We start from the raw sequence: 26,552 nt of genomic DNA, 5'->3' as shown, positions 1-26,552 counted from the left end.
CCACGACACACCGCCTCACCGACTTACTACGACGAGAGTCCGCCGCCATGTACGAGCTGTCCCGGATTCGCCTCTACTCCATCGGGCCCGCCGGTGCGCGCTACGCCGACACCGTCCTGGACCTGCGGGGCGTCGGCGAGCCCGTGCCCGACCCCGCCCCCACCCAGGCGGAGTTCTTCGAGGACGAGCCCGTCGGGCCGCCGCGGCGCCCGGCGCCCGCGGGCGTGCTCTTCCTGGAGAACGGCGGCGGCAAGTCGGTCCTCCTCAAGCTCATCTTCTCCGTGATGCTGCCGGGCCACCGGAACACGCTCGGCGGCGCCAGCTCCGGCGTGCTGCGCAAGTTCCTGCTCGCCGACGACTGCGGGCACGTGGCCCTGGAGTGGCAGCACACCCTCACGGGCGAGTGCGTCGTCGTCGGCAAGGTCAGTGAGTGGCGGGGCCGGCAGGTCTCGAACGACCCGCGCAAGTTCGCCGAGGCCTGGTACTCGCTGCGGCCCGGGCCCGGCATGAGCCTGGACTCGCTGCCCGTCGCCGAGTCCTCGGCCGTACGGTCCTCGGCCGAGGGCGTCTCGGGCGCGCAGGGGCGGCGGCGCACCATGAAGGGCTTCCGGGACGCACTGACCGACGCGGGCAAGGCGTACCCGCACCTCGAAGTGCACTGGGAAGAGATCCACGACCGGTGGAACGAGCACCTGGGTGACCTCGGCCTCGACCCCGAACTCTTCCGCTACCAGCGCGAGATGAACGCGGACGAGGGTGAGGCCGCGGGCCTCTTCGCCGTCAAGAAGGACTCCGACTTCACCGACCTGCTCCTGCGGGCCGTCACCGACACCCGGGACACGGACGGGCTGGCAGACCTGGTCAGCGGGTTCGGCAACAAGCTGGGGCGGCGCGCCGAGCTGATCGCCGAGCGCGAGTTCACCGCCGGCTCCGTGGACCTCCTCGGCCGCATCGTGGACGCCGCGGACACCCGGGCACGCGCGCGTGACGTGCACGCCGGAGCCGAGCGCCGCACCCGCACCCTGGCCCGCAGGCTCGCCGCCCGTGCCGCCCTGGAGCGCGGCCGTGGCGCCGACCTCGCCCAGCAGGTCACCGCCGCCGCGCACACCGTCGGCGAGGCGGAGCAGGCCCGCGGCCGCGGCGCCCTGATCGCTTCCGAACTCGCATACCGGCACGCCTCGTTGGCGCTCGCCGGAGCCGAGAAGGCCGCCGCAGCGCAGAAGCGTGAGCTGGCCGACGCGCGCACCCTGCACGCTGCCTGGCAGGCCGCCGAGGCCGTCCTGCGCCACCGCGCCGCCGCCGACCGCTCCGCGCGCGTGGCCGTCGCCATCCGCGAGGCCGAACGGGACGCCGCCCCGGCCCTCGCCGCCCGCGCCAAGGCCGCCGCCGACCTCGTACGCGCCCTGCACGCAGCCGCCGAGAGCGCCGAGGAGCTGGCCAACGAGGGCGAGGAGCGCTCCGCCGCGCTCCAGGAGACGGGCGAGACCGCTCACCGCGACGCGACCGTCGCCGCGACCGAGGCGCAGCGCGCCCGCAGCGAGGTCGGGCACCTGCGGCAGCGGCTCTCCGAGGTCGAACAGGAGACCGCCGAGGCGGTACGGGCCGGCTGGCTCGACGACACGGCGCCCGACGCCGACCCCGCGCGCGCGGCGCTCGCCGCGAGCGACGCGGAGAAGACCACGGTCGCCGCCTGGGACACGGCGCGTGACGCCGCACGGCGCGCGAGCGAGCACGCCCGGGAGGCGGCGGGCGCCGAGGCCCGCGCCGAACTCACCGCGGCCCGCGCCGCGGACGCCGCCACGGCCGCCGAGCACGCGTACGGGGCCGAGCACCGCGCCGCCGGTTCCCTCGCGGGCGAAGAGCGCGTCGCGGAGCTGCTCGGACTGACGGGGGTCCCCGGGATCCCCGCCGCAGGGGTGCCCGCTCCCCGGGGCGCGGCGGCCGACGGAGCCTCGACCGGGCACGCGCGCATGGCGACCGTCACCCGCGACCTCACCGAAACGCGGCTCACGGCCGAGGAGTTGGACCGCGCGGCCGACGACCTCAAGGCGCTGCTCGACGACGGCGTCGCCTCCGCCGAGCGCCAGCTCTTCGACCTGCGCACGGCCGCGGCCGACGACGCCCGCATCCTGGGCGCGCTCGGCGACGGCGGGCTCCTGCCGCCGGGACCCGACGTCCTCGCCACCGTCGAGTTCCTCGGCGAGCACGGCATCCCCGCCCTGCCCGGCTGGCGCTACCTCGCCCAGGCCGTCGACCCCGCCGACCACGCGCGCGTGCTCGCCGCACGCCCCGAGCTCGTCGACGGCGTCGTCATCACCGACCCCGACACGCACGCCCGGGCCCGCGAGGCACTCGCCGGCGCCGCGCTGCTGCCCCGCTCCGCCGTCGCCGTCGGCACGGCGGCCGCCCTGCTCGCCCCGACACCCCACGAGGAGACCGGCGACAGCGGCGTCTCCGGTGTCTTCGGTGTATTCCTCGTGCCGCCGAACCCGGCGATGCACGACGAGCAGGCCGCCGACGAGGAGCGGCAGGCGCTGCGCACGCGCGCGACCGAGCGCGACGAGGAGATCCGCGCCCTGGCCGCCCGGCTCTCCAAGGACCGGGAGCTCGCCGCCCGTATCGGCTCCTGGCGCACCGGCTGCCCGGCCGGACGCCTCGCCGAACTGGCCGCCGCCGCACAGGAGGCACGCGCCTTCGCCGACGAGGCCGAGGCCGAGCTCGCCGAGGCCCGCACGGTCCGCGCCGAGGCCGAGGAGACCGCGGTCGAGGCGACCCGCGTACGCGACGAGCGGCAGGACGCGGCCCAGCGCGCGCGGCGCGTCGCCGACGCCCTCGCGGGCCTCGCGTTCCGGCTGCGCGAGCGCGCCGGCTGGCAGGTCAAGGTGCGCGAACTCGCCGACGAGGCCGTCGAGTCGGAGGCACGCGCCCAGACCTGCCTGGAGCGCGCCCGCTCCGCCGACGAGGACCGCAGGGCGGCACAGCGCGCCGCTGATGACGCCCGCCGAACCGCCCGTGCCCTGCGCGCCGAACGCGCGGAGATCGCCGGCGCCCCCGACGACGTACCGGCGGACCCGGAGCAGCCCGCCCCAAAGACGCCGAAGCCGTCGCTGCCCGCGCTGCGCGAGGCGTACCGCGCGGCCTCCCAGGTCTACGAGAAGGTCGGTGTCGGCGCCGACCTGCGAGCCGAGCAGGCCCGCGCGGAGAGCGACGAGAGTGCCGCGCTCGCCGAGCTCGACCGGCTCAGCAACAAGGTCCGCACCCGCGCGGCCCAGCTCCTCGAGTCCCCGGACGGCTCCGACGGACCGTCACGGCAGGCCGCCGCGGCCCGCGCCGACGAGCTCGTTCAGCTCCTGGAGGCCCGCGTCTCCACCGCGAGTGAGCAGCTCGGACGTCTGCGCGGCGAGGCCGAGCGGCACGCGCCCGAGGACGGCGACGCCCACACCGAGCTGCCCGACGACCTCGTCCCCACCGGCGCCGAGCACGCCCAGACGCTCCTGCGCACCGCCACGGGCGAACTCGCCGCGCGCACCGAGGCGTTGACCGTGGCCCGCGCCGCCCACACTGAACTCCTCGACGCCCACCGCGCCGCCGCGGACGCGACCGGCGGCTTCGAGGAGACCGCAGCGCTCCTCAAGGACCTGCTGCGCGAGCATCCCGACCGGCACGAGAGCGAGCAGGACGAGCCCGAGCCCTACCCCGGGACCCTCGAAGAGGCCCGGCACGCGGCGGCCGAGGCCCGGCGCTCCCTGCGCGGCTGCGCCGCCGACCTGTCTGCCGCCGAGGCCGCCGTGCGCGACGCGAGTGACATCCTCGTACGGCACGCGAACGCCACCCGCTACGAGCAGGTGCGCACGCCGGCCCGGCAACAGATCCGCGAGCTGCCCGCCTCGGCGCTGCCGGAGCACGCACAGAAGTGGGCGGACGCGTTCGCACCCCGGCTGCGCGTCCTGACCGACGAGCTGGAGCAGTTGGAGCGCAACCGCGACTCGATCGTGGACCGGCTGCGCGGGCTCGTCGAGTCGGCGCTCGCCACACTGCGGTCCGCCCAGCGCCTGTCCCGCCTCCCGGAGGGGCTCGGCGAGTGGTCGGGCCAGGAGTTCGTGCGCATCCGCTTCGAGGAGCCCGACCAGGCGACCCTCGTGGAGCGGCTCGGCGAGGTCGTCGACGAGGCGACCCGCGCCGCCGTCAAGAAGAACTCCGACCTGCGCCGCGACGGCATGTCCCTGCTCCTGCGCGGTGTCGGCGCGGCGCTCCAGCCCAAGGGCATCGCCGTGGAAATCCTCAAGCCGGACGCCGTGCTGCGCGCCGAGCGGGTCCCCGTCGGACAGATGGGCGACGTGTTCTCCGGCGGCCAGCTCCTCACCGCGGCCATCGCCCTGTACTGCACGATGGCCGCCCTGCGCTCGAACGACCGGGGCCGCGACAAGCACCGGCACGCGGGCACGCTGTTCCTCGACAACCCGATCGGCCGCGCCAACGCCACGTACCTGCTCGAACTCCAGCGGGCCGTGTCGGACGCGCTCGGCGTGCAGCTCCTGTACACCACCGGCCTGTTCGACACGACGGCACTCGCCGAGTTCCCGCTGGTCATCAGGCTGCGCAACGACGCGGACCTCAGGGCCGGGCTGAAGTACATCAGCGTCGAGGAGCACCTGCGGCCGGGCCTGCCGCAGCAGGACCCGGCCGAGGAGACCGTGCACGGAGAGATCACGGCAACGCGCATGTACAAGCGCCCCGCGAACCAGCCCGGTTAGGGGGTGTCCGGCCCTGATCCGCCGCACACCCCCTGGAGAGCGAGAGCCGAGCCCGTCGCATCAGGCCTCCGCGCGCAGCAGATCGGCGCACTTCTCGCCGATCATCATCGTCGTGATGCACGGATTGACCGTGACGAGGTCCGGCATCACGGAACCGTCGGCGACGCGCAGGCCCTCGGTCCCCTTCACGCGCAGCCGCGCGTCGAGCGGGGCCGAGGCATCGTCGTCCGCGCCCATCTTCACCGTGCAGGCCGGGTGGTAGACGGTGTTGTGCGTCTTGTGGATGTAGTCGAGCAGCTCTTCGTCGGTGCGGACATCAGGCCCGGGGGCCAGCTCCGCGCCCGCCCAGCCGCCGAGCGCGGGCTGCTCCGCGATCCGCCGCGCCAGCTTCAGCCCGTACGTCATCACGCGCGCGTCGTGCTCGTGCGTGAAGTACCGCGGGTCGACGAGCGGCTTGTCCCGGTAGTCGCGGGTGCGCAGCCGCACGGTGCCGCGTGACTTCGCGCGTGTCACGTTGGGCGTGAGGCAGAAGGCGTTCTCCGACGTCGGATAGCCGTACCGCGCGGTGTTCATGTCGAAGGGCACGGAGCCGTAGTGGAACATCAGGTCGGGCCGGTCGAGGCCGGGCTCGGTGTCGTAGAAGATGCCGGCCTCCCACCACTGGCTGGACGTGGTGGTCATCGGCTGCTTCGCCTCCCACATGATCACCCCCTCGGGGTGGTCCTGGAGGTTCTCGCCGACCCCGGGGGAGTCCACGAGCACGTCCACGCCCCTCTCGCGCAGATGACCGGCCGGGCCTATCCCGGACAGCATGAGGAGCTTGGGCGAGTCGATGGAGCCGCAGGAGAGGACCACCTCGCGGCGGGCCCGCACCGTCCTGGTGTGGATGAGGTCGGGGTCGAGGTACTCGGCGCCCACGCAGCGCCGGCCCTCGAAGACGAGCCGCTTGGCCCGCACCCCCGTCCGCACAGAGAGGTTGGGCCGCTTGCCCATGACCGGGTGCAGATAGGCGACCGAGGACGACTGGCGGATGTTGTCCTCGTCGGAGTTGATCTGGAACCAGTTGGCGCCGCGCACCACCGTGCGGCCCGTGTTGAACGGAGTGGTCGGGATGCCCGCCTGGGCGCAGGCCGCCAGCAGCGCGCTGCCGCACGGGTCCGCGCCCTTGAGGGAGCGCAGCTTCACCGGGCCGGAGCGGCCGTGGTGGTCCCCGGGGGCGTCGTTGTTCTCCAGGCGCTTGTAGAGCGGGAACACGTCGGCCGCGCCCCAGCCCGTGCACCCCGCCGCCGCCCAGTCGTCCAGGTCCTCGGCCGGCGCCCAGAAGGCGATGCACGAGTTGTGGGACGAGCAGCCGCCGAGGACCCTGGCGCGCGCGTGCCGCATGAAACTGTTGCCGCTGGTCTGGGGCTCGACCGGGTAGTCCCAGTCGTATCCGGAATCCAACAGGGCCATCCAGCGGTCCAGTTGGAGGACGTTGTCGTCGCCGACGTCGCTCGGTCCCGCCTCCAGGACGCACACGCTGACGGACGGGTCCTCGGACAGGCGCGCCGCGACGACGTTCCCGGCGGTGCCTCCGCCGACCACGACGTAGTCGAAGACGTCAGAGTTCATGGGGTGGTGACCTCCTCCAGTGGGGCAACGGTTCGGGCGGGCTCGGCCGCGTGTTCGGCGAGGACACCGGTGCGGTGTCGCTGGACGAACCAGTAGTAGGCGAAGCCGCCGCCCGCGATCACCGCGATGAACAGGACGGCGCCCCAGCGCAGATACCAGTGGTAGGGGGCGGCGCTGTTGTAGACGGCCGCGCGCGGCCAGATCAGGTTGAGCGTCATGGCGCCGCCCCACAGCACGGCGATGATGTTGACGGGAAGCCCCCAGCGGCCGAGGGAGAACTTCCCGTCGCTCGCCGGCTGCCACGTGCCGCGCAGCCGCGCCACCAGCATCGGGGCGGTGACCAGCAGATAGGCGAGGTAGATCATGATGATGCCGATGCTGGTGACCACGGTGAAGATCTGCGGCTGGCGGATGTTGACGACCAGGATCGCGAGCGCCAGTACGCCGATGACCACGGCCGGCACGACCGGCGTCTTGAAGCGCGGGCTGACCCGGCCGAGGACGGACGACGCCGGCAGGTTGTTGTCGCGCGACATCGCGAAGGCGAGGCGGATCGCCGCGGTGTGCACGGCGAGCGCGCACACCGTGACCGCGATCAGCACGCACCACAGCATCGCCTTGCCGGCCGTCGGGCCGAGTACGTCGAGGACGACGTACTGCAGGCCGTCCGTCGACAGCTTTCCGCCGGTCAGGCTCGACACGCTCATCAGGGCGAGCAGCAGGATCAGCCCGCCGAGGACGAACGAGGCGACGATCGCGCGGATGATGGCGCGCGGCGCGCCCCGCGTCGGGTCGAGGGACTCCTCGCCGAGCGAGGCCGCCGTGTCGAAGCCGTACATCACGTACGCGGAGGCCAGCGACGCGACGAGGAACGCGCTCAGGTAGCCGAAGGGCTGGCCGTGGCCCGCCCCGGCCGTATGGGTCACGACCTGCGGGCCGCGCACGATGTGCACCGCGAACAGCACGATCAGGACGACGGTCGCGATCAGTTCGAGGAAGACGCCGGCCGTGTTGATGGTGGCCATCAGCTTCACACCGAAGGCATTGACGAGCGTGGTGAAGAGGATCAGTACGGAGGCCAGGACGACGGCGTTGGTCGCGACGTCGTACGGGCCGGTGCCGTCCCCGACGAACTGGAAGGCCGACGAGATCTGCGGCAGCGTCAGCTGGTAGGCGAGCGCGACGGCCGCGATCGACACGACGGAGGCGAGCAGCATCATCCAGCCGGCGAGCCAGCCGATGTGCGGATTGCCCACCTTCTTCGCCCAGTTGTAGACGGAACCCGCGACGGGATAGCGGGCGGCGAGTTCGGCGAAGCACAGGGCGACCATGAACTGGCCGCCGAACACCATCGGCCAGGACCACCAGTACGCCGGGCCGCCGTTCGCGAATCCGAAGTAGAAGAGCTGGAAGGTGCCGGTGAGGATGGAGATGTAGCTGATGCCCGCGGCGAAGGTGTGGAAGTTGCCCAGCGTGCGCTTGAGTTCGGGCCGGTAGCCGAACTCGGCGAGTTCCGCGTCGTCCCCGCCCCCTTCCCTGCTCTCGTCCTGGCTCATGACGGCTCACCGCCCCCGGAACACTCCGGTGGCGCGTCGAACCAGCCCTGTGCCACCGGCTGCGTATTGCGCCAGATGTGCTTGGTCTCGCGGTACTCGGCGAGCCCCGCGGGGCCGAGTTCGCGCCCGGTGCCGGACTGCTTGCAGCCGCCCCACTCCGCCTGCGGGACGTACGGGTGGTAGTCGTTGATCCAGACCGTGCCGAGGCGCAGGGCCCCCGCGACGCGCGCGGCCTTCGCCTCGTCGCTCGTCCAGACGGCCCCTGCGAGCCCGTAGATCGTGCCGTTCGCGAGCCGCACCGCACCCGCCTCGTCGGTGAACCGCTCGACGGTCAGGACCGGGCCGAAGGACTCGTCCTGCACGACGGACATGCCGCTCGTGCACTCGTCGAGGACGGTGGGCAGATAGTAGAAGCCCTGCTCGTACGCGGCCGAACGCGGCCGTCCGCCGCCGCAGCGCAGAACCGCCCCCTCCTCGATGCCCCGTGCGACATACGCCTCGACCTTGGCGCGGTGCGCGGCCGAGATCAGCGGCCCCGTCTGGGCGTCCTCGTCGAACGGGCCGCCCAGCCTGATGAGTTCGGCGCGCCGCACGACCTGGTCGACGAAGCGGTCGTGCAGCGAGTCCTCCACGAGGAGCCGCGCGCCGGCCGAACACACCTGTCCCGAGTGCAGGAACACCGCGGTGAGCGCCATGTCGACGGCCGCGTCGAAGTCGGCGTCCGCGAACACGATGTTCGGGTTCTTGCCACCGAGTTCGAGGGCGACCTTCTTGACCGAGCCCGCCGCGGCGGCCATGAGCAGCCGTCCGGTCTGCAGACCGCCCGTGAACGACACGAGGTCCACGTCCGGATGGTCGCCGAGCGGCGCGCCCGCCTCCGGACCCGCGCCGAGGACCAGATTCGCGACGCCCGCGGGCAGCCCCGCCTCGTCGAGCAGCCTCATCAGACGGATCGCCGTGTGCGGGGTGAGCTCGCTCGGCTTCAGGACGAAGGTGTTCCCGGCCGCGAGCGCCGGGGCGACCTTCCACGCGGTCTGCAGGAGCGGGTAGTTCCACGGGGTGATCAGGGCGCACACCCCGACAGGCTCGTACACGACCCGGCTCTCGGCGCCCTCCGTCCCCGTCTCCACGACGCGTCCGGTGTCGGAGGCCGCGAGCCTCCCGAAGTAGCGGAAGCAGTTCGCGATGTCGTCGATGTCGTACGCGCTCTCGACCAGCCGCTTCCCGGTGTCCAGGGACTCGGCGCGGGCCAGCGCGTCCTTGTCGCGCACGAGCAGGTCCGCGACGCGCAGGAGCAGGTCGCCGTGCTCGGCCGCCGACATCCGGGGCCACGGGCCTTCGTCGAAGGCGTGGCGGGCCGCGGCGATCGCGTCGGCGGTGTCCTTGGCGGCCGCCTCGTCGACCACGGCGACGAGCGAACCGTCGGCGGGGCAGCGGATCTCGCGCGTCCGCTCGTCGCGGGCGGTGGTCCACACGCCGCCGATGAACAGGTCAGGCATGGGCACCGCCCAGCTTGGAGGTCAGCCATTCGTGGAAGATCCCGATGTGGTGCTCGGTCGGGACGAGTACGCCGCCGCGCCGGTAGGCACGGGAGTCCATCGCCGGCTGGGTCCGCTCACAGGCCTCGAAGTCCTGGGCGTTGACCCGGTGGAACAGCTCCACGGACCGGGAGACATCGGCCCCGGACTCGATGACCTCGGGCGCGTACAGCCAGTCGCACTCGACGACCGTGCGGTCCTCGGCCAGCGGGAACATCCGGTGCAGGATCACATGGTCGGGGACGAGGTTGATGAAGACCGTCGGCCGCACGGTGATCGCGTAATAGCGGCGGTCCTGGTCCTCGGCGACCTCGGGCAGCCGGCCGAAGCCCTCGCTGCCGTCGACGGTGAAACCCTTCACGCCGTCCCCGAACTCGGCGCCGTGGCCCACGTAGTACTGGGCGGCGTAGCCGTCCGCGAACTCCGGCAGGACATCGGTCAGTTCGGGGTGGATCGTCGCGCAGTGGTAGCACTCCATGAAGTTCTCGACGATCAGCTTCCAGTTGGCCTTCACGTCGTATGTGATGCGCTTGCCGAGAGCCAGATCCTGGGTGTGGTACCGCTCGATCGAGGCCGTGTCGCCGAGCCGCTCGACGGCATCGCCGATCACCGTCTCCTCGAAGGAGGGCGGCTCATCCGCCAGGCTGACCCAGGCGTAGCCGAGCCACTCGCGCAGGGCGACCTTGACCAGGCCGTACTCGGTACGGTCGACGTCCGGCATCTGCACGAGGTTCGGCGCAGCGATGAGCTTGCCGTCGAGGTCGTACGTCCACGCGTGGTACGGGCACTGGAGGTTGCGGCGGACCTGGCCGGACGCCTCCGTGCACAGGCGGGCGCCGCGGTGGCGGCAGACATTGAGGAAGGCCCGCAGTTCGCCGGTGCGGGAGCGGGTGATGAGGACGTTCTCGCGGCCGACCTGGACCGTGCGGAACGCGCCCGGTTTGTCGAGGTCGGCGGCGCGTACGGCGCAGAACCACATCGACTCGAAGATGCGTTCCTGTTCCTGCCGGAAGATCTCCGGATCGGTGTAGTAGTGCCCGGGCAGCGTGGCCCTCAGGCTGGGGGAAATCGGGGTCGTCGTCACGTGCGGACTCCTCAGGCGGGCGCGGCGATAGGGCCTGTCCGGCGGACCAGGCCGGAACTGGGTGGCCGTACATGGTTCGTGCTGGTGAGCGGGGTCTGGTGCGTGCAGCCGCAAGGCGGAGGAGGGCGTCGACGCGATGGGAGTCCCCCCTGCTCGAGCGCAGCCGAGAGCTTGGGGGAGTGCGTGCCAGACCCCGCGACTCCGGCGTGGTTCGCCGGAGAGGCCCTGGGCGGCTGGGGTCGAAGAGGTCGAAGAGGTCGATGGGGTGCGCGGTGGCGCCGGTGAGCGCGAGGTAGGCGACGATCCCACCGACGACGGGCACGCACTCGGTGGCCCGCTCGCGGAGGCCGGACACGTCATAGGTGCGTGACATGTCCGGACCTCCGCGCGATCAGCGGCGGATGCGGGTCATCTTCGGGTCGAACAAGGGCTCGTCGGCGACCGTCGCCGGGACCTTCTCGCCGAAGTACTCGATGTGGACCCCCGTACCGGACGGGAGCGGCGGCAGCCACGCGTACGCGACACAGCGGCCCAGCGTGTAGCCGTACGAGGCGCTGGTGACGTAGCCGGACGGGACCCCTTCGACGTGGACTGGTTCCTTGCCGAGCACGACGGCCCCCGGGTCGTCCAGGAGGAGCGGCGTGAGCCTGCGGGCCGGCTGCTCGCCCTTGCGCTCCAGCGCCGCCCTGCCCAGGAAGTCACCGCGGTCCATGCGGACGGCGAATCCGACGCCCGCCTCGTACGGGTCGTGCTCCTCGGTCATGTCGTGGCCCCAGGAGCGGTAACCCTTCTCCAGGCGCAGGCTGTTGAAGGCCGACCGCCCGGCCGCGATCACGCCGTGCTCCCGCCCCGCCTCCCACAGCGTGTCCCACAGGCGCAGCCCCAGGTCGGCCGTGGTGTACAGCTCCCAGCCAAGCTCACCGACGTACGACAGGCGCATCGCGGTGACCGGCACATGGCCGAGGTAGGTCTCCTTGGCGCGGAAGTAGCCGAAGCCCTCGTGCGAGAAGTCGTCGCGGGTCAGCGGCTGGACGAGGTCGCGGGCGAGCGGGCCCCACACGCCGATGCAGCAGGTGCCGGAGGTGATGTCCCTGATCTGCAGATCAGCGGGGGCGTGCCGCGTGAGCCAGTCCAGGTCGGCGGGGGAGTTCGCCCCGATCTGGAAGCGGTCCGGCGCGAGACGGGCGACGGTCAGGTCCGAACGGATGCCTCCCGCCTCGTTCAGGAGCAGCGTGTACGTGACCGCGCCCGGCTTCTTCGCGAGATTGTTCGACGTCATGCGCTGGAGGAAGGCGAGGGCACCCGGGCCCGTGACCTCCAGTCGGCGCAGGGGCGTCATGTCGTAGAGGGCCACCTTCTCGCGGGTGGCCCTGGCCTCGGCGGCCGCGACGGGCGACCAGTAGCGGGCCGACCAGGCGTCGCGTTCGGGCAGGTCGCCGGTGGGCAGGTCCGCGTTCGCCTCGTACCAGTGCGGACGCTCCCAGCCGCCGCCCTCCAGGAAGTACGCGCCGAGCTGCTCCTGGCGGGCGTGGAAGGGGCTGACCCGCAGCGGGCGCGGCCGCTCGGCCGGCTGGAGCGGGTGCAGGACGTCGTAGACCTCGGTGAACTGCTGCGCCCCGCGGTCGTGCACATAGGAGGGGGAGCGCTGGGCGTCCTCGAACCGGGTGAGGTCGCACTCGTGCACGTCGACGGAGGGCCGCCCGTCGACCATCCACTCGGCGACCGCCTTGGCGACGCCCGCGGAGTGCGTGACCCAGACCGCCTCGGCCAGCCAGAAGCCGCGCAGCGCACGGGTCTCGCCGAGGACCGGCATCCCGTCGGGCGTGAAGGAGAAGACGCCGTTGAAGCCCTCCTCGATCTCGGTCTCACGCAGCGCGGGGATCAGCCACCGGCAGTCCTCCCAGCTGGGCGCCCAGTCCTCCTGGGTGAAGGGCAGCGACGACGGCATGTCCAGCTCGGATGCCCGCGCCGTGTCGTAGTCGAGGACCTTGAACGGATCGATGGGCAGGGGCTTGTGGGCGTAACTGCCGATGCCGATGCGGTCGGTGTGCTCACGGAAGTACAGATCACGGTCCTGGAAGCGGAGGATCGGCTTCGAGGCCTCCGTGCGGGGGTCGTTGGCCCCGTCGAGCTCCGCCATCGGCTTGGTCTTCGCGTACTGGTGCGCGAGGGGCAGGAGCGGGACGTCCACGCCGGCCATGCGGCCGATCACCGGGCCCCAGAATCCGGCGGCGGAGACGACGTGGTCGGCGGGGAAGGTGCCGCGGTCGGTGACCACCGCCGTGACCCGGCCGTCGTCCTGATCGATGCCGGTGACTGTGTGCCGGTCGAGGAAGGTGGCGCCGCGTTCGCGGGCGCGTTGCATCTGGGCGCGGGAGGCAAGGAGGGCGCGGGCCAGGCCGTCGTCGGGGGTGTGGAAGCCGCCGAGTACGGCCGACTCGTCGATGAGGGGCCACAGTTCCTTGCAGCGCGCGGCACTGACGAGTTCGCCGCGCACGCCCCAGGAGGCGGCGTAACCGGACTTGCGGTGCAGGTCGGCCCAGCGCTCGGGGGTGGTCGCCAGCTCCAGGCCGCCCACCGGGTTGAAGCAGGGAAGACCGTCCACCTCAAGGGTGTTGAACTTCTCCACTGTGTACCGGGCGAACTCCGTGAGGGTCTTGGACGGGCCCGTCTGGAAGACAAGGCCCGGCGCGTGCGAGGTGGAGCCGCCGGGGGCCGGCAGCGGGCCCTGTTCGAGGACGGTGACGTCGGTCCAGCCGCGGGCGGTGAGCTCGTCGGCGAGGGAGCAGCCGACGATTCCGGCGCCGATGACGACGACGCGAGGGCTGGATGTTCCGGGCTTTTCGGGCGTGCTGGACATGCCCCTCCTCATGCTGGTGGGGATGGAATGGCCTTATGCGGCAGGCGTGTCGGCGCGCTCCGCGGGGTGCAGGAGGACGGCGGCGTCGAACGCCTCGCCGTCCAGGCTGAACGTGCCCGAGGCGACGACGCGTTCGGTGCGGGCCGCAGGGCTCACAGGACCACCACCGAGCGCAGCACCTCGCCGCGCTGCATCTTCGCGAACGCCGCCTCCACCTGGTCGAGGGCGATCGTCTCGGTCACGAACGCGTTCAGGTCGAGCAGCCCGTAGAGGTACTGGTCGATGAGGACCGGGAAGTCACGGCTCGGCAGGCAGTCCCCGTACCAGGAGGACTTGAGCGATCCGCCGCGCGAGAACAGGTCGATGAGCGGAATGTCCACCGCCATGTCCGGCTCGGGCACCCCGACCTGGACCAGCACGCCCGCGTGGTCGCGCATGTAGAACGCCTGCTTGTACGTCTCCGGGCGGCCGACCGCGTCGATGGCGATGTCGACGCCGAACCCGCCGGTGAGCGCGCGCACCGCCTCGACCGGGTCCGTGCCACGGGAGTTGACCGTGTGCGTGGCGCCGAACCGCTCGGCCTGGTCGAGCTTCTTGTCGTCGATGTCGACGGCGATCACGCGGCGCGCGCCGTTGAGGCAGGCGCCCGCGATGGCCGCGTTGCCAACACCGCCGCAGCCGATGACGGCGACGGTGTCGCCGCGCTGGACGTTGCCCGTGTTCACGGCCGCGCCGTAGCCGGCCATCACGCCGCAGCCGATCAGGCCCGCGGCCTCGGGGCGCGCCGCCGGGTCGACCTTGATCGCTTGCCCTGCCGCGACCAGGGTCTTCTCGGCGAACGCGCCGATGCCGAGCGCGGGGCTCAGCGGCGTTCCGTCGAGAAGGGTCATCGGCCGGGTCGCGTTACGGGAGTCGAAGCAGTACCAGGGGCGACCGCGGCGGCAGGAACGGCAGTTGCCGCAGGGTGCGCGCCAGGCGAGCACCACGTAGTCACCCGGGACGAGGTCGGCGACCCCGTCGCCGACGGACTCGACGGTGCCGGCGGCCTCATGGCCGAGCAGGTACGGGAAGTCGTCGTTGATGGCGCCCTCCCGGTAGTGCAGATCCGTGTGGCAGACCCCGCACGCCTGCACCTTGACCAGAACCTCGCCCGGGCCAGGATCGGGCACGACGATCGTCTGTACCTCGACGGGTGCGCCCTTCTTCACAGCGACGACGGCGCGGACCTCATGTGGCACGACCAAACTCCTCTGCTGTTGCGCATCGCACGATCGGTTGCGCGATGAGGAACATCTTGGAAACGCCATCAAGGCCCCGTCAAGGGGTGGGAGTTAATGCTTGGCAAAACGATCGGACGTACCGAAACCTCGTCGACACACGCAGAACGCGGGGCCAGGTTTCCCTGACCCCGCGTTCAGTAACCGTGCTGCGAAACGCCCTGCTAGAAGCCGTACCCCATCCGGCGCGACAGCTCGGTCGATGCCGCGACCGTGCGTTTGGCCAGCTCGGGGAGGTGTTCCTCGGTCAGCCGGTACACGGGACCCGACGCGCTGATCGCGCCGATGACCTTTCCGTCGTGGGCGAACACGGGGGCCGCGACCGCGGCGAGGCCGACCTCCAGCTCCTCCACGGCGACGGCGTATCCCTGGTCGAGCACGGCCTCCAGATCGGCTCGCAGCGACACCGCCCCGGTCGCCGTGTGCGGGGTGAAGCGGGCCAGAGGGCGGGCGAGCAGGCCCTCGCGCAGTGCGGGCGGCAGATGGGCGAGCAGCACCTTGCCGCTCGACGTGGCGTGCAGAGGGGTGCGTCTGCCCAGCCAGTTCTGCGCCGTCACGGAGGCGGAGCCGCGCGCCTGCATGATGTTGACGGCGACATCGTCGTCGAGGATCGCGATGTTGACCGTCTCGCCCAGCTCGTCGGCCAGTTCACGGCAGACGGGCACGCCCTCCTGGGAGATGTCCAGGCGCACTGCCGCCGCCCCCGCGAGGTGCAGTACACCCGCCCCCAGGTAGTACTTGCCACGGTCCTTGGCCTGCCCGACCAGGCCCCGGTTCTCCAGTACGCCGAGCAACCGGAACGCGGTGGACTTGTGCACGTCGAGTTCGTCGGCGATCTCCGTGACTCCCGCTTCGCCGAGCCGGGCGAGGATCTCGAGGACACTCACCGCACGGTCCACGGACTGGACGGCGCCGGCCGCGCCCTTCGGGGTTTTCTCCGGTGCCGTCGTGCCTGGTTCAGCCTGCGATTCCTTGCGGGTCATCACTCAACTCTCACCACCTTGCGACCCCTTGGCGGGTCGCATCTTCGAGAAGCCCTTGACGCGGCGGGCATCTCGACCGGATTCTGTTGCGCATAGCGCTCCCTCATGCGCCATACGAAACGCCATGTTACCGAACAGTCCTGAGCCAGACAGTCCTGGACCAAGAGGGGGGCCCGTGATACCCGTCTGCCGCCTTGAAGACCTCCCCGAGGGCGGATCCGTCCGCATCGACACAGCACCGCCCATCGCCGTCTTCAACGCTGACGGTGAGCTGTACGCCATCGACGACACCTGCACCCACCAGGACGCCTCCTTGTCGGAGGGCTGGCTGGAGGGCTGTCTGGTCGAATGCCCGCTCCACGAGGCTTCATTCGATCTCCGTACCGGGCGGCCGACCTGCCTGCCCGCCCGCCGCCCCGTACGCACCCACCGGGTGACCGTCGACGACGGCGTGGTCCACGTCCATCCTGCCGCCGAGGAAGGTACCGCCGCATGAGCACTGTCAACGGAATGAGCACGGGATCCGGCATGAGGACCGTGACCGTGGTGGGCGCCTCGCTCGCCGGACTGTACGCCGCCCGCGAGCTGCGGGCCCAGGGCTTCGACGGCCGTCTCGTGATCGTGGGCGAGGAGCCGCACCGCCCGTACGACCGCCCGCCACTGTCCAAGGACTTCCTCATCGGGAAGGCCGGCGAGGACCAGCTCGCCCTCTCCGACGTCGACGAGACGCTGGAACTGGGCGCCGAGTGGATGTTCGGCGTACGGGCCCGCGGGCTCGACGCGCGCGGACGCACGGTCCTCCTGGAGGACGGCCGCACGGTGTCCACGGACGGGATCGTCATCGCCACCGGGGCGAGCGCTCGCCGGCTGCCCGGACCCTCCCTCGCGGGCGTGCACACGCTCAGGACTCTCGACGACGCGCGCTCCCTGCGTGCCGAACTGCTGCGTGGGCCACGGCGCGTGGTCGTGATCGGCGGCGGGTTCATCGGCGCCGAGACGGCCTCTTCGTGCGCCGCGCTCGGCCACGCGGTCACCGTCGTGGAGGCGGCGCCGCTGCCGCTCCTGCCCCAACTCGGGCCGGAGATGGCCGCGGTGTGCGCGGGGCTCCACGCGCGCGGCGGGGTGGAACTGGTCACGGGCGTCGGGGTCGCGGCACTCCACGGCGACCTCGCGGTCCACGGCGTGGAACTGGCCGACGGGCGCGTGCTGCCCGCCGACGTGGTCGTCGTCGGCATCGGGGCCGTCCCCAACACGGGCTGGCTCGCCGGTTCGACGCTCGCCCTGCACGACGGGGTGCTCTGCGACGACGGCTGCGTCACGGCGCTTCCTCAGGTCGTGGCCGTGGGTGATGTGGCACGCGTCGGCGGGGCACGGGCCGAGCACTGGACGAGCGCCACGGCCCAGCCGCGCGTGGCCGTACGCAATCTGCTGGCGGGCCGCACCGTCGAGACCGTTCGGCCGCTGCCGTACTTCTGGTCGGACCAGTACGGCTCGCGCATCCAGTTCGCCGGGCGCAGGAGGGACGGGGACCTGGTCCGCGTCATCGAAGGCGCCGTGGAGGACGGGAGCTTCCTCGCACTCTACGAGCGCGGGGGCGAGACCACGGCCGCGCTCGCGGTGAACCGGCCGCGACCGTTCACACGGGTACGCCGGGAGCTGGCACGCCGCGAGGCGCGACCGGCCGTGCAGAACGTCGCGGAGCCGGTGGCGCTGTGACGATGGCTCTCGCCTTGGGCGTGCGTAGGTAGCCGACACATGCCCCAGCGCTACGCAACCGTCACCGATCCCACCCCACCTGCCTACGCGCCCCCCCCGCACGCGCGCGTATCTACCGACGCACTGCCTGCACGCGCCTACGTATGCGTCAACTGTCCGGCCCCGCCACGCCTCCGTATGCGTTCCGGGGCCGGACGGCCCTGCGCGCGTGCCTGCCGGCGCGCCTGGCGACGCTCCCTGCGCAGCTGCCGCGCCGTGCTGTTGGGCGCGGACACCACGCCGTTGCGCTGGTTCCACACCTGTCGGGTCACCCAGACGTCCAGCACGCCCCAGGTCGCCACGACCGTACTTCCCACGCTGCTCAGCACCATCGGGAACGCCAGCCATGAGTCGGCGAGGGTGCACAGGAACGCGATCACCGCCTGCATCAGCGTCAGCGCGACGATGAGCACCGCCCGTACCGCCGCCGTTCGCACCGGATCAGGCAACCGGCGCCGCCTCGCCGGCTCCTCGACCCACAATTCCCCGCGCCGCTCTGCCGTGCCCATCAGTTCGTCACTCCCCACCGCCGTCACAGCCCGCCGCCCTGGGTGCTCCCGCACCGGGGCTCTTCGATGGCTGCCCGGATTGCGCCGCTTTACGCTGCCCGCTCACCTCGTGCGGGCCTCATCACGTATGACCCGTGAGGAAGGACGTACGGCGGCCTCGAAAGATTCCCCCGGATTGCGGCGGTCATTTCCGTTCCGCCGAAGATCGATCGATTCCGGCCAACTGCCTTCCCCGTCCGGCCGGATGGTGCCGGATTTCGAGCGCCACTTTGCGGGGTGCAATCTCCTGCAATGGCCGGACACATGCTGACGTCCCACGCCACTCGCCAGCGGACAGCATCCGGACAGTCCTTCGAGTTGCTCCTGCGTCAGTAGTAGGCTCGCGGCGTTTGTTGCCGCACATGTGTACCCCTGACCGCAGGGGTCGATCTGGGGGAGGCCATGCGCTTTCGCGGGAAGTCCATCCGCCGGAAGATCGTGGCGTTGCTCCTGGTGCCGCTGGTGTCCCTGACCGCCATCTGGGCTTTCTCCACGGTGATCACGGGCCGCGCCGCGACTCAGCTCGTTTCGGCGGCGAAGGTCGCCGACGAGATCGGCTACCCGATATCCGACGCCGGGCGGGCCCTCCAGGACGAGCGCCGCCAGACCCTTGTCTACCTGGCCGATCCCCGTGCCTCAGACGCCCTCTCCAAGCTGCGCAGCCGTCGCAGCGCCTCCGACGAGGCGATGGCCCAGATCAGGACGAAGGCGGAGAACTCCGGGATCCGCGACGATATGAGCGACGACTCCCGGCGCCGCATCGGCACCGTCGTCGAGGGATTCGACGGCATCGAGTCCCTGCGCCGCAACGTCGACGAAGGAACCGTCACCCGCGCGCAGGCCCTCGACTTCTACAACCGCCTCATCGACCCTACGTACGACTTCCTGCTCACGCTCAGCAGCTTCGACAACTCGGCGATGGACCGCCAGGGCCGCGCGGTCATCGGCGTGCTGCGCGCGCGTGAACTGCTGTCCCGCGAGGACGCGTTGGTCGGCTCGGCGCTCGTCGCCCGCCGGATCACGCAGAAGGAACTGCGCCAGGTCTCCGACCTCGTCGCCCAGCGCGCCATCCTGTACGAGACCAGCCTTGCGCTGCTCCCCGACCACGACCGCGCCGAGTTCGAGCGCTACTGGAAGAGCGCGGACACGGCGGCCCTGCGCATGGCGGAGAACACCCTCGCCGACTCCACGGCGGGCATCCCCCGGGGCGTCACCGCACGTGCCTGGAACAACGCTTCGGGCCAGGTGCTCGACGAGCTCGTCAAGCGCGACACCGCCGCCACGGAGCGCTACCAGGACCGGGCGCGCCCCGTCGCGATCAATGTCTTCCTGCAGGCCGGAGTGGCCGGTGTGCTCGGCCTGCTCGCGCTCCTGCTCTCGCTGTTCCTGTCCGTTCGCATCGGCCGCAGCCTTGTCCGCGATCTGCGGCGGCTGCGCCTGGAGGCCCACGAGGCGTCCGGTGTGCGGCTGCCCAGCGTGATGCGCCGTCTCGCGGCAGGCGAACACGTCGACGTGGAGACCGAGGCCCCCCGCCTGGAGTACGACAAGAACGAGATCGGGCAGGTCGGCCAGGCGCTCAACACCCTTCAGCGCTCCGCCGTCGAGGCCGCCGTCAAGCAGGCCGAACTGCGCCACGGCGTCTCCGAGGTCTTCGTCAACCTCGCCCGGCGCAGCCAGGTGCTCCTCCACAAGCAGCTCACCCTGCTCGACACGATGGAGCGCAGGACCGAGGACACCGACGAACTCGCCGACCTGTTCCGCCTCGACCACCTGACCACGCGCATGCGGCGCCACGCGGAAGGCCTGGTGATCCTCTCCGGAGCCGCCCCCTCCCGGCAGTGGCGCAGGCCCGTCCAGCTCATGGACATCGTCCGGGCCTCCGTCGCCGAGGTGGAGGACTACGAGCGCGTCGAGGTCCGGCGTCTGCCGCGCATCGCCGTCACCGGCCCCGCCGTCGCCGACCTCACCCACCTCGTGGCCGAACTCCTGGAGAACGCCACGGTGTTCTCGCCGCCGCACACCGCCGTGCACGTCGTCGGCGAGAGCGTCGCGAACGGCTTCACGCTGGAGATCCACGACCGGGGCCTCGGCATGGCGGCCGACGCGCTCCTCGACGCCAATCTGCGGCTCGCCGAGACGCCCGAGTTCGAACTCTCCGACACCGACCGGCTCGGCCTCTTCGTGGTCAGCCGGCTCGCCCAGCGCCAGAACGTCCGCGTCTCGCTCCAGCCGTCCCCGTACGGCGGCACGACCGCGATCGTCTTCATCCCGGACACCCTGCTCACCGACGCCCCCGACACCGAGGGCGCCGGCTTCCGTCTCGACCGTCCCAACAGCGCCGGACGCGGCGACGCCCCGGGCGTGCGCTCCCCGAAGCTCTCCACGGCGGGCAGCCCGCTCCCGGGCCTTCAGGCCTCTCTCCTGGACGGGCCCGTGGAGCTGGAGGCGCCGCTTGCGGCGTCGGATCTCGCGCCCTTCCCCGGCGCTCTCGACGACGAAGACAGCGAGCGGGGCGGGCTCTTCCGGCCGCGCCGCCGCCCCGCCGGGCTCCCCGGAGAGCAGCACCAGCACGCGCGCGACGAGTTCGAGGACCGGGCCGAGCCCACCCACCGGGCTGGCGGCCCCGACGGCGACGACGCGCCCGTGCCGCTGCCGCGCCGCAGGGCACCGAAGCTCGTCAGCTCGCACGGCAGGCCCGTCACCCACACGAGGCCCGGTGAGTCAGCATCGGACAACCAACGCACGGACGGCCGACCCGAGAACCCGGGCAGCGTCCCACGGGATCCCGAGGCCCCGACCCCGGACACCCCGGGGAACGCGTACGGCGCGGAAGCCCCGGAGGGACCGCGCGAGCGCCGACTCACTTCGGCGTCCGCGCCGGATCTGCCGCGCAGGCGCGCCCGTGCCGAGGCCGCGGAGGACGCCACTCCCGCACGTCGCCCGGAGCCGCTGCGCGACCCCGCGCCCGAACCGGCCGCCGACGCCCCCGCGCCGAGCTTGCCAAGTGGCCTGCCCCGCCGTGTGCGCCAGGCCAATCTCGCCCCGCAGCTCAAGGAAGGACCCGACCTGCGCGCCGACCGCGCCGCGGACCGGGAGGGGCCCAACCACTCGGACAGCCCCGCCGAGCGCGACGCCGACGAGGTCCGCAACCGGATGGCCTCGCTCCAACGGGGCTGGCGCCGCGGCCGTGAGGAGAACGCCGCAGGCGACGACGCCTCCGACGGCACAGCACAGGGAACGACATCTGAGGGGGACGGTCGATGACCGCACCGAAGGCCGCCGCACACACCACCGCGAACGGCGGTTCCGGGGAGCTGAACTGGCTCCTGGACGACCTGGTGGAGCGCGTCGCCAGTATCCGCAAGGCGCTCGTGCTCTCCGGGGACGGCCTGCCGACCGGGGTCTCCAAGGACCTCACCCGGGAGGACAGCGAGCATCTCGCCGCCGTCGCCTCCGGCTTCCACAGCCTGGCCAAGGGGGTCGGCCGGCACTTCGAGGCGGGCAGCGTCCGCCAGACCGTCGTGGAGCTGGACGACGCCTTCCTCTTCGTCACGGCAGCCGGCGACGGCAGCTGCCTCGCCGTCCTGTCGGATGCGGACTCCGACGTCGGTCTCGTCGCATACGAGATGACCTTGCTGGTCAAGCGGGTCGGCGTGCACCTGGGGACCGCTCCGCGCACCGATCTGTCCGCCGGCGGGTAGTGGGCCGGTATGAGCCCTGACGGGGAGGGGACGCAGGAGACGCACCACTGGTTCGACGACGACGCCGGACCGGTGGTTCGCCCGTACGCCATGACACGCGGCCGCACCACCAGCGCGGCCCAGCATCGCCTCGACCTGATCGCGGTCGTCGTCGCGGAACACCGCACCGGCGACCCCGCCGCCGACCAGACGCTGTCCCCGGAGCACGTGGACATCGTCGGACTGTGCCGCGACAGCCCCCAGTCGGTGGCCGAGCTCGCCGCGGAACTCGACCTTCCCATCGGCGTCGTACGCGTCCTCATCGGCGATCTCGTCGACGAGGAACTGGTCCATGTGACCCGGCCCGTACCCCCTGCCGAGCTCCCGGACGAGAGTATTCTGCGCGACGTGATCAACGGTCTCAGGGCGCTCTGACCCACACGTACACCGAGGCCACACACGAGGGTGGGGACCAGGCGAGCAGCGGGGCGAACAACGGAGACGCGCGTGACAGGCTGGCAGTTCTGGATCGACCGAGGCGGCACGTTCACCGATGTCGTCGCGCGGCACCCCGGCGGACGCCTGCTCACCCACAAGCTCCTGTCCGACAACCCCGCCCGCTACCGCGACCCCGCCGTCGCCGCGATCCGCGAACTCCTCGACAGCGAGGGCGAGTCGGGGCACGCCCACGTCGACTCCGTCCGCATGGGCACCACCGTCGCCACCAACGCCCTCCTGGAACGCAAGGGCGAACGCACCGCCCTGGTGGTCACCCGGGGCTTCCGTGACGCCCTGCGCATCGCGTACCAGAACAGGCCGCGCATCTTCGCCCGCCACATCGAGCTGCCCGAGCTGCTCCACGAACGGGTCATCGAGGCCGACGAGCGCATCGACGCCCACGGCGCCGTCCTCACCCCCCTCGACACGGACGCCCTCGAAGTGTCGCTGCGCCAGGCGTACGACGACGGGATCAGGGCCCTCGCCGTCGTCTGCATGCACAGCCACCTGTACCCCGACCACGAGCGGCAGATCGGCGCCCTCGCGGCCCGGATCGGCTTCCCGCAGATCTCGCTCTCCAGCGAGGTCAGCCCCCTGATGAAGCTCGTCCCGCGCGGGGACACGACGGTCGTCGACGCCTATCTGTCGCCCGTCCTTCGCCGCTACGTCCAGCAGGTGGCGGACCAGCTCGCGGGCGTACGCCTCATGTTCATGCAGTCCAACGGCGGGCTCACCGAGGCCGGACAGTTCCGCGGCAAGGACGCCATCCTGTCCGGCCCCGCCGGCGGCATCGTCGGCATGGCCCGGGTCTCCCGCCTCGCCGGCTTCGACCGCGTCATCGGATTCGACATGGGCGGCACGTCCACGGACGTGTCGCACTACGCGGGGGAGTACGAGCGCGTCTTCACCACGCAGATCGCCGGCGTGCGCCTGCGCGCCCCCATGCTCGACATCCACACCGTCGCGGCCGGCGGCGGGTCCGTCCTCCACTTCGACGGCAGCCGCTACCGCGTGGGCCCCGACTCCGCGGGCGCCGACCCCGGACCCGCCTGCTACCGCGGCGGCGGCCCCCTCACCGTCACCGACGCGAACGTGGCCCTCGGGCGCATCCAACCCGCCCATTTCCCCAGAGTGTTCGGCCCCGAGGGGGACCAGCCCCTGGACCACACCCTCGTACGGGACCGCTTCGCCGCGCTCGCCCGCGAGATCCGCGACCGCACCGGCGACGACCGCACCCCGGAGCAGGTCGCCGAGGGCTATCTGCAGATCGCCGTCGCCAACATCGCGAACGCCGTGAAACGGATCTCCGTCCAGAAGGGCCACGACGTCACCCGCTACGCCCTCACCACGTTCGGCGGGGCCGGTGGCCAGCACGCGTGCCGGGTCGCCGACTCGCTCGGCATCCGCACCGTCCTCGTACCGCCCATGGCGGGAGTCCTGTCCGCGCTCGGCATCGGTCTCGCCGACACGACCGCCATGCGCGAGCAGTCCGCCGAGGCACCGCTCGAACCGTCCGCCATGCCACATGTCCACAAGACCGCCGACGACCTGGAGGGCGCGGCCCGCGCCGAACTCCTCGCCGAGGACGTGCCCGAGGACCGCATTCGCGTCACCCGCCGGGCCCAACTGCGCTACGACGGCACCGACACCACGCTCACCGTGGAACTCACGGACCCCGACACGATGCGCGCCGCCTTCGAAGAACGCCATCGCGCCACCTACTCCTTCACCCTCGACCGCCCTCTCGTCGTCGAAGCACTCTCCGTCGAAGCAACCGGCCTCACCGCACCCCCCGATCTGTCCGCCCTCGCACCCCGCTCGGCCCCGCCCGCCGCCCCGGAGACCGTCAGCCTCCACACCGGCGGCACCTGGCGCGACGTGCCCCTGCACCGACGCGACCAACTGCCGCCCGGCGAAAGCGTCACCGGACCCGCGATCATCGCCGAGTCCGGCTCCACGACGGTCGTGGACGACGGCTGGCGAGCGGCCGTGACGGATGACGGCCACCTGATCATGGAACGCGCGGCGGTCACGGAGAGTTCCGACATCGGCACGGAAGCCGACCCCGTACTCCTCGAAGTCTTCAACAACCTCTTCATGTCGATCGCCGAACAGATGGGCGCCCGCCTGGAGTCCACCTCCCAGTCGGTCAACATCAAGGAGCGCCTCGACTTCTCCTGCGCGCTCTTCGACCCCGACGGCAGCCTCGTCGCGAACGCCCCCCACATCCCCGTCCACCTGGGATCCATGGGCACCAGCGTCAAGGAGGTCATCCGCCGCCGCGGCACGCGCATGCGGCCGGGGGACACGTACGCCGTCAACGACCCTTACCACGGGGGTACCCACCTCCCCGACGTCACCGTCATCACCCCGGTCTTCGACACGGAGGGTGAGCGGATCCTGTTCTACGTCGCCTCGCGCGGCCACCACGCGGAGATCGGCGGCATCGCCCCCGGCTCCATGCCCGCGGGCAGCCGCACCATCGACGAGGAAGGGATCCTCTTCGACAACTGGCTGCTCGTCGAGGGGGGCAGCTTCCGCGAGACGGAGACCCTGGCCCTGCTCACGGGCGGCCCCTATCCGTCCCGCAACCCGCGGACCAACCTCGCCGACCTGCGCGCCCAGATCGCCGCCAACCAGAAGGGCGTCGACGAAGTCGCCCGCATGATCGACCACTTCGGGCTCGACGTCGTCCAGGCGTACATGAAGCACGTCCAGGACAACGCCGCAGACGCCGTGCGCCGCGTTGTCGACGCCCTACAGGACGGTGAGTTCGCCTACGAGACCGACTCCGGCGCCACGATCCGCGTCCGCGTCACCGTGGACCGCGAACAGCGCGGCGCGACCGTCGACTTCACCGGCACCTCGCCACAGCTCGCCACCAACTTCAACGCGCCCTTCGCCGTCGTCAACGCGGCCGTCCTGTACGTCTTCCGCACCCTCGTGGACGACGACATCCCCCTCAACGACGGCTGCCTGCGCCCCTTGCACATCATCGTCCCCCCGGGCTCGTTCCTCGCCCCCGAGCCACCCGCCGCCGTTGTCGCCGGCAATGTGGAGACCTCCCAGGCCATCACCGGAGCCCTCTACGCGGCCCTGGGCGTCCAGGCCGAGGGCTCCGGGACGATGAACAACGTGACCTTCGGCAACGAGAGCCACCAGTACTACGAGACCGTGGCCTCGGGCTCCGGGGCAGGTGACGGTTTCCATGGAGCGCCCGTCGTACAGACTCATATGACCAACTCGCGGCTCACCGACCCCGAGGTCCTGGAGTGGCGACTGCCCGTCCTGCTCGAGGAGTTCGCCGTGCGGCGCGGCAGCGGGGGCCGGGGCCGGTGGCACGGCGGCGACGGCGCCGTACGCCGCCTCCGCTTCCTCGAACCCATGACCGTCTCAACGCTCTCGCAGCACCGCAGAGTCCCGCCCTACGGCATGGCGGGCGGCGGGCCGGGAGCCCTGGGCGCCAACTCCGTGGAACACCCCGACGGCACGGTCGACCGGCTCGCCGGCAGCGACTCGGCGGACGTGCTCCCCGGCGACGTACTTGTCATCGAAACCCCCGGAGGTGGCGGATACGGTCCGCCGCCACCTGTCGGGAACGACCACAGCGACAGCAGTGAGGCAGGAGAAGAGACCCATGATCTTCGGGCGTTCTGAGCGCGGCAAGCCCCCCGTGGAGCCCGTCACGCTCAAGATCCTCGTGGCCGGCGGATTCGGCGTGGGCAAGACGACGCTCGTCGGCGCGGTCAGCGAGATCAAGCCCCTGCGCACCGAGGAGCTGCTGAGCGAGGCGGGCCGCCCGCTCGACGACACCCGCGGCGTCGAGGGCAAGCACACCACCACGGTCGCCATGGACTTCGGGCGGATCACGCTCCGCGAGGACCTGGTGCTCTACCTCTTCGGCACGCCCGGGCAGGACCGCTTCTGGTTCCTGTGGGACGAGCTGGCGACCGGCGCCCTGGGAGCCGTCGTTCTCGCCGACACCCGCCGCCTGGAGGACTGCTTCGCCGCCGTCGACTACTTCGAGCGGCGCTCCATACCGTTCGTGGTGGGCGTCAACTGCTTCGAGGGATCGGCCCGTTACCCGGCAGACGCCGTACGCCAGGCCCTCGACCTCGACTCCGACGTGCCCGTTCTGATGTGCGACGCGCGTGAGAAGGAGACCGTCAAGGAGGTCCTCATCGGCGTCGTCGAGCACGCGCTGGCCGTGGGTGCGCGCCGCCGCCAGCCGGCCACCACCTGATCCGCCGGCGCGGTAGCGGACCGCATGGGAACCGACCGCATGGGAACGGGCTGCATGGGAGCGGTCCCCATGGGAGCGGACCCCATGGGAACGGCCCGCACCCTCGCCGACCGGGGTGCGGACCGTCGTCCACGCGCGCGTGGCCCTCGCCAGGACCACGTGCCA

General features: G+C 71.8%; 17 protein-coding genes. 8 read left to right on the top strand and 9 right to left on the bottom strand.

The features are described 5' to 3' along the window. Window positions 1-47: 47 nt before the first annotated feature. Entirely contained in the window at window positions 48-4,754 is a 4,707-nt protein-coding gene (locus tag ACY0PA_RS09130) for a coiled-coil domain-containing protein (protein ID WP_473084174.1), read from the top strand. 60 nt (window positions 4,755-4,814) lie between these two features. On the opposite strand, the gene ACY0PA_RS09125 is transcribed toward ACY0PA_RS09130, so the two are convergent. The 8 genes from ACY0PA_RS09125 to ACY0PA_RS09090 all read right to left on the bottom strand — a co-directional run bounded on the left by ACY0PA_RS09125 (window position 4,815) and on the right by ACY0PA_RS09090 (window position 15,663). Then, a complete protein-coding gene (locus tag ACY0PA_RS09125) occupies window positions 4,815-6,365 on the bottom strand; it encodes a GMC family oxidoreductase (protein WP_473084173.1) in 1,551 nt (516 codons plus the stop codon). Beyond that, window positions 6,362-7,921: an APC family permease gene (locus ACY0PA_RS09120; RefSeq protein WP_473084172.1), complete on the bottom strand. Its 1,560-nt coding sequence runs from the start codon at window positions 7,919-7,921 to the stop codon at window positions 6,362-6,364. The genes ACY0PA_RS09125 and ACY0PA_RS09120 overlap by 4 nt, the downstream gene beginning before the upstream one ends. Then, window positions 7,918-9,420 carry an aldehyde dehydrogenase family protein gene (locus ACY0PA_RS09115; RefSeq protein WP_473084171.1) on the bottom strand — a complete coding sequence of 501 codons (1,503 nt, stop codon included), beginning with the start codon at window positions 9,418-9,420 and terminating at the stop codon, window positions 7,918-7,920. Before ACY0PA_RS09115 ends, ACY0PA_RS09120 begins: the two co-directional genes overlap by 4 nt. Next, window positions 9,413-10,543: an aromatic ring-hydroxylating oxygenase subunit alpha gene (locus ACY0PA_RS09110; protein ID WP_473084170.1), complete on the bottom strand. Its 1,131-nt coding sequence runs from the start codon at window positions 10,541-10,543 to the stop codon at window positions 9,413-9,415. Before ACY0PA_RS09110 ends, ACY0PA_RS09115 begins: the two co-directional genes overlap by 8 nt. Window positions 10,544-10,934: 391 nt before the next feature. Continuing rightward, window positions 10,935-13,403, bottom strand: a complete 2,469-nt coding sequence (locus ACY0PA_RS09105; RefSeq protein WP_473084169.1) for a GcvT family protein — start codon at window positions 13,401-13,403, stop codon at window positions 10,935-10,937. A 33-nt stretch (window positions 13,404-13,436) separates the two neighbouring features. Next, complete coding sequence (locus ACY0PA_RS09100) at window positions 13,437-13,559, bottom strand: hypothetical protein (protein WP_473084168.1); 123 nt, start codon at window positions 13,557-13,559, stop codon at window positions 13,437-13,439. Further along, window positions 13,556-14,641, bottom strand: coding sequence for an S-(hydroxymethyl)mycothiol dehydrogenase (locus tag ACY0PA_RS09095; RefSeq protein WP_473084167.1), 1,086 nt, complete (start codon window positions 14,639-14,641; stop codon window positions 13,556-13,558). Before ACY0PA_RS09095 ends, ACY0PA_RS09100 begins: the two co-directional genes overlap by 4 nt. Before the next feature lie 203 nt (window positions 14,642-14,844). Continuing rightward, entirely contained in the window at window positions 14,845-15,663 is an 819-nt protein-coding gene (locus ACY0PA_RS09090) for an IclR family transcriptional regulator (RefSeq protein ID WP_473084166.1), read from the bottom strand. A gap of 175 nt (window positions 15,664-15,838) precedes the next feature. On the opposite strand from ACY0PA_RS09090, the gene ACY0PA_RS09085 reads away from it, so the two are divergent. Together ACY0PA_RS09085 and ACY0PA_RS09080 are read left to right on the top strand one after the other, a co-directional pair. Beyond that, a complete protein-coding gene (locus tag ACY0PA_RS09085) occupies window positions 15,839-16,159 on the top strand; it encodes a bifunctional 3-phenylpropionate/cinnamic acid dioxygenase ferredoxin subunit (protein WP_116503570.1) in 321 nt (106 codons plus the stop codon). A gap of 32 nt (window positions 16,160-16,191) precedes the next feature. Continuing rightward, window positions 16,192-17,379 (top strand): NAD(P)/FAD-dependent oxidoreductase, encoded by a 1,188-nt coding sequence (locus ACY0PA_RS09080; RefSeq protein ID WP_473086277.1) that lies wholly within the window; start codon window positions 16,192-16,194, stop codon window positions 17,377-17,379. Between the two features lie 137 nt (window positions 17,380-17,516). Here ACY0PA_RS09080 and ACY0PA_RS09075 read toward each other — a convergent pair whose 3' ends face one another. Continuing rightward, window positions 17,517-17,981: a hypothetical protein gene (locus tag ACY0PA_RS09075; protein WP_100597499.1), complete on the bottom strand. Its 465-nt coding sequence runs from the start codon at window positions 17,979-17,981 to the stop codon at window positions 17,517-17,519. A gap of 387 nt (window positions 17,982-18,368) precedes the next feature. On the opposite strand from ACY0PA_RS09075, the gene ACY0PA_RS09070 reads away from it, so the two are divergent. From ACY0PA_RS09070 to ACY0PA_RS09050, 5 genes are all read left to right on the top strand, one after another. Beyond that, window positions 18,369-21,230, top strand: a complete 2,862-nt coding sequence (locus ACY0PA_RS09070; RefSeq protein ID WP_473084165.1) for a sensor histidine kinase — start codon at window positions 18,369-18,371, stop codon at window positions 21,228-21,230. Further along, window positions 21,227-21,667: a roadblock/LC7 domain-containing protein gene (locus ACY0PA_RS09065; RefSeq protein ID WP_100597501.1), complete on the top strand. Its 441-nt coding sequence runs from the start codon at window positions 21,227-21,229 to the stop codon at window positions 21,665-21,667. Before ACY0PA_RS09070 ends, ACY0PA_RS09065 begins: the two co-directional genes overlap by 4 nt. 9 nt (window positions 21,668-21,676) lie before the next feature. Then, window positions 21,677-22,081: a DUF742 domain-containing protein gene (locus tag ACY0PA_RS09060; RefSeq protein ID WP_266566735.1), complete on the top strand. Its 405-nt coding sequence runs from the start codon at window positions 21,677-21,679 to the stop codon at window positions 22,079-22,081. 72 nt (window positions 22,082-22,153) lie between these two features. Next, window positions 22,154-25,801 carry a hydantoinase B/oxoprolinase family protein gene (locus ACY0PA_RS09055; protein ID WP_473084164.1) on the top strand — a complete coding sequence of 1,216 codons (3,648 nt, stop codon included), beginning with the start codon at window positions 22,154-22,156 and terminating at the stop codon, window positions 25,799-25,801. Further along, entirely contained in the window at window positions 25,782-26,387 is a 606-nt protein-coding gene (locus tag ACY0PA_RS09050) for a GTP-binding protein (RefSeq protein ID WP_473084163.1), read from the top strand. The genes ACY0PA_RS09055 and ACY0PA_RS09050 overlap by 20 nt, the downstream gene beginning before the upstream one ends. Window positions 26,388-26,552 lie beyond the last annotated feature (165 nt).

This window comes from Streptomyces sp. DS1-CR2 (genome assembly GCF_055760475.1).
This window is presented reverse-complemented; position numbering and strand designations above follow the sequence as displayed.